Source organism: Haemophilus parainfluenzae (assembly GCF_014931375.1).
GTDB lineage: Bacteria > Pseudomonadota > Gammaproteobacteria > Enterobacterales > Pasteurellaceae > Haemophilus_D.
The window spans coordinates 1-4,208 of record NZ_CP063119.1 but is presented as its reverse complement, the minus strand read 5'-3'; the positions used below and the strand labels follow the sequence as shown (position 1 = coordinate 4,208).

5 protein-coding genes are annotated in these 4,208 nt (G+C 37.0%); 1 reads left to right on the top strand and 4 read right to left on the bottom strand.

Annotation, left to right across the window (positions count from 1 at the left end; genetic code table 11):
* Positions 1-263: 263 nt before the first annotated feature.
* From INP95_RS09820 to INP95_RS09805, 4 genes are all read right to left on the bottom strand, one after another.
* Positions 264-491: an antitoxin VbhA family protein gene (locus tag INP95_RS09820; protein WP_111354678.1), complete on the bottom strand. Its 228-nt coding sequence runs from the start codon at positions 489-491 to the stop codon at positions 264-266.
* Positions 492-531: 40 nt separating this feature from the next.
* On the bottom strand, positions 532-1,518 hold the full coding sequence (locus INP95_RS09815; protein ID WP_140450222.1) for a replication initiation protein: 987 nt from the start codon (positions 1,516-1,518) through the stop codon (positions 532-534).
* A 407-nt stretch (positions 1,519-1,925) separates the two neighbouring features.
* Positions 1,926-2,075, bottom strand: a complete 150-nt coding sequence (locus tag INP95_RS09810) for a hypothetical protein (protein ID WP_154243697.1) — start codon at positions 2,073-2,075, stop codon at positions 1,926-1,928.
* Between the two features lie 110 nt (positions 2,076-2,185).
* A complete protein-coding gene (locus tag INP95_RS09805) occupies positions 2,186-2,482 on the bottom strand; it encodes a hypothetical protein (protein WP_032490547.1) in 297 nt (98 codons plus the stop codon).
* A 168-nt stretch (positions 2,483-2,650) separates the two neighbouring features.
* On the opposite strand from INP95_RS09805, the gene INP95_RS09800 reads away from it, so the two are divergent.
* A complete protein-coding gene (locus tag INP95_RS09800) occupies positions 2,651-4,087 on the top strand; it encodes a MobA/MobL family protein (RefSeq protein WP_197561055.1) in 1,437 nt (478 codons plus the stop codon).
* Positions 4,088-4,208 lie beyond the last annotated feature (121 nt).

Below are 4,208 nucleotides of genomic sequence, written 5' to 3'. Positions count from 1 at the left end.
TTTACCTATTCACCATTACAATGATCAAGCAGGAAATTTTTTTGATTGCCGTAAATGTCCGTATATCTAGTTGAGGCACAACCCGCCAAAGTCATTGCCCCAACCAGAACGGCGATAATCAGAAATAACTTCATATCTTAGTCCTTAATTGTGCTCTTCCCTCGTAAAAGAGCGTTAAACACAATCGAAGGGGCTAGGCTTAACGAGGACGCTTTAAAAGCCCCTCAGACACCACAGCAAATTTATTTTAACAAATAACCGCCCTATTTAGTTAGAGCGGTTTTGTTTTTTTTAGTGGACCCTAGTCCGTATATTTCATAAACTTTTTCCTGAAATTCACTATAACTAATTACACCATTTACCCACTCTTGAGAAAGCTCAAGAATCTCCTTGTCAGTATCTAGTCCCTCCAGTCTATTATTATCAATAGCGAATTGAACTGATTTCTGTCTGCTTAGTTTTTCTGTCTCTGTTATAAAATTGCTATTCATCTTGTTCTTCTTCAAAAAAAAAGTTAAGTAAAATACCTACCTAAATTTTTACTAGTTCGCAATCTACGAGCTTATAACCTCGTTTTTTCAATTCATTTAAAAAATCAGATTTTGAGCCTAATTTTGATCTATTGCTATCGTTACCCGCTAGAAATACCCAGTAATTACGCAAATCTTCATTGGTAACTTTCGTAATATCGGTGTAATGATCTTCGAGTATTTTTAAGCAATCTCTAGCCCATAAACCGTACTCGTGATTGCTCATCTTAGGGTTTTGCTTATCGAGTTTGACGAACTTCCCATACTTGTTTTTATGTGGAAATACTGGCCGTTTTGCAACTTCTTCAATTTTTTGAGCTGTTCGTTTTTTACTACCAATCACAAAATTTAAAGAGTGAATAGCACGCCCACGCTTGATAGGCTCAACGGTAACTGCTAAATCTGATTTTTCGTTAATCTCAGCAATAGACGGCGTAAGAACCCACTCATTAAACGAATTGTAACGAGGGTATTTATCTTCAATTTGTAACCATTTCTTTAGCTCATCTAAAGTGATTTCACGCTTTCCAACAGTTTTATATTGCATACAAAGCTCATAAATACGAATGGCGTGTACACTATTGAAATTCGATATATTACGGAGTTGGTATTGCGTAAACTGCCCTTTTAATTGTGTAAGGTATGGCATTACCTCGTCAGTCATTGCAATGCGAAAACGCCCTTCATTCTTGAAATAGGTTCGAGAAGAAACCCAACGAAAATGCGTTACTCTGTTTTCATCTTCCGTAGTTACGCTACGGTCATAAATACGTTTTATTGCCGCCTGAATTTGCTTATAAGCGTTATCCATACCCACTTCGGGAAATTCACGCACAAAATCTGCCACCGTAAAATCAAAGGTCTTTTTGTTTGATTTTGGATCCATTGTGCCAACCGTCAAAGCTAAGATACGAATTTCATCAATACTCAAGCGATAACTTGCCTCAATAAGGCTATTCGCCTTTACTACAACTAAATCATTCGCCATAAGACAACAAATTTCCTGTTAATTTCTAACCTAAAGAACAAGTAAAATTATATATCTGGTCACAAATAAAAGACAAGATAAATTTTAACCTTGTCTAAAGCAGGAAATTTCTTGTCGTTAAACAGGAAATTTCTTGTCGTTAAACAGGAAATTTCTTGTCGTTAAACAGGAAATTTCTTGTCGTATAAGTTTGTAACTTATTGATTTTACTGGTTTTAAAAACGCCGAAAACAAGTAAAAAACAAAAATATAAAAATATAGGGACTTTCGTCCCTTTTTTGGGCTTTCAGCCCTAATTTTTTCTTTTTTCAGGATTAAAAATTACAAAACCCTTACAGAGCAAGTAAACTTGTTTGCTTGTTCTGCAAGGGTTCAGCAACCGAAGCCGTTAGGCGTAGGGCGGTAGCCTATAAAAGCCATTTAATTTTATCTTTAAATTTCCGTTTAAATGCTTTGAGTGGGTGTCTTTTATCGTACTCATCAATCCTTTTTTGCATTCTTTCGTTTGCTTTGTGATCGGCAAATTTTGAATAAGATTTTTCCATCTCATCTAACATTCTATCAATCCGTTTTTTATGTTGCCATTTCAGGTAAACATAAACACTTATAGCAATAAAAGACAATATCAATACATTGTAAAAAATGATTGTTACTATTTCGCTCACAGTTATTTTTTACCTTTTTCAATTTCTTCATTGATAAATGCACTCAATTCATCAAATTTCTTGTCATCATTGATAAATTTACGCAACTTAGGGAAGTTTCTATCTACATCTAAAAGAGGGTTATTTATTATTTCATTTAGCCAAAAAGCCCCTAATAAAACCTTGTAATGCGTAGCTTTCTTACGCTTTTCTGCTTGTTCTTTTGACTTAATCGCACGAATTTTCGCTTTGATTTCGTCCTGCTTGCGTTGTAAATCTGCTTGTTGCTGTTCCAATCTTGTAAGTTTTTCGCTTGCCATACTAGCCCCTTTATATAGTTAGAAATTATCGTTATTTTATTCAGTAGGTGCTAGGCTTGCAAGTGTTCTGTTCATTACGTTAAAATAACGTAATGCCCACTTATCAGTTTCTCTGCGAGAAACTGGTGGGCAAGCGTACCGCTTGACCGTTTCGCAATACTCAACACTATGGCAATCTATCATTTAAACGTTCGCTATTGCAGTAAAAGCAAAGGGCAATCAGCTCAAGCCAAAAACGACTACATCAACCGCAATGATAAATACTCAAAGCGGTTAGATGATTTACAGTTTTCAGGCTATGGCAATATGCCAAAATTTGCCGAAGATAATCCGCAAGAATTTTGGCGATTGTCAGATATTTACGAGCGAGCTAATGCCCGAGTTTGTACTGAAATTGAATTTGCTTTACCTAGAGAATTAACCCTAGAACAACAGCAAAAATTAGTAAGTTCTTTCATAGAAAATACGGTTGATAGCGGTAGCAATAAACTACCCTACTCTTTCGCTATCCATACCGATAAAAATAATCATAATCCCCATTGTCATTTGATATTTTCAGAACGCCAACTTGACGGCATAGACCGTACAGCCGAGCAGTTTTTTAAACGTGCTAATACTAAATCCCCAGAAAAGGGCGGAGCGATGAAAACGGCAGATTTTCGAGATCGTGAGTTTATCCAATCTGTCCGAAAAACGTGGAGAGAGCAAGCTAATCAAGCCTTAGAGCAATACGGATATGCCGCACGAATTGACGAACGTAGCTACAAGGAACAAGGCATAGAGCAAGCCCCAAGAGCAAGAATTGACAGGGTAACGTGGCAAGAATTGAACCGATTAGAGCAAGAAGAACGCCAAATCGTGCAAGAGCTTGCACTTAAAGGGCAAGAAATTAACAAAGAAAAATCCTACTTGAAGAAAATCGAAGAAAAACAGGCTCAAGGAATGGGCAAATATGAATCCAAATTCGCAGCTGCGTTTTCTAAATTATCGGAAAGTGCCCTAAAACACGATTTAAGCAACGAAAAAGAAAAAGACAGTAAAATACACGCTCAAGAAGAAAAAGTGCCTCAAAATCGCATTCAGGGGCTTTCTCAAGCAGATTTTGATCAGTTTTTAATTGATGAATGGCTACCTCAAATAGAAAAATACGTTAAAGCCCAAGAAAAGCGGGACGGAATGGAAGTAGAGATCACGCAATACGACAAGGATTTACAGCGTATTCAGGGGGAATATAACAAACTCACAGATAAAAATCAGGGTTTTCTCGGTTTATGGGAAACTAAAGAGCAAAAAGCAAAGAAAAAAGAGCTTGAAGATGAATACAAACATACAGCAGAGCAACGGAATGCTAAAAGCCAAGAATTAGCCGAGTATAGCCAAAAAATAAAAGCATACGAACAGAAAACGCTAGAGCCAATTAACGAGAAGATTGCCAAATATCAAGCTGACAACCCTGAAATAAAAATGCGGAGCTTAGGATTTGTGAAAAAAATTAAGGCTCAAGGGGCATATAAAGCGGCTCAAGAGCGAATGGAGCGAGAAAAACAGCACCAACAGGAAAAACAACAGAGACATTTAGAGCGAGAGAGTGGTTTGAGCTTGTAGCTAACGCCCTACGCCTACGGCTTCGGTTGTTCAACCCTTAAAGAACTCGCAACAAGTTGCAAATTCTTTAAGGGTTCGCAATAAAAACAACCGCTAAACATTTCTGCCCAGCGGTTGAAAA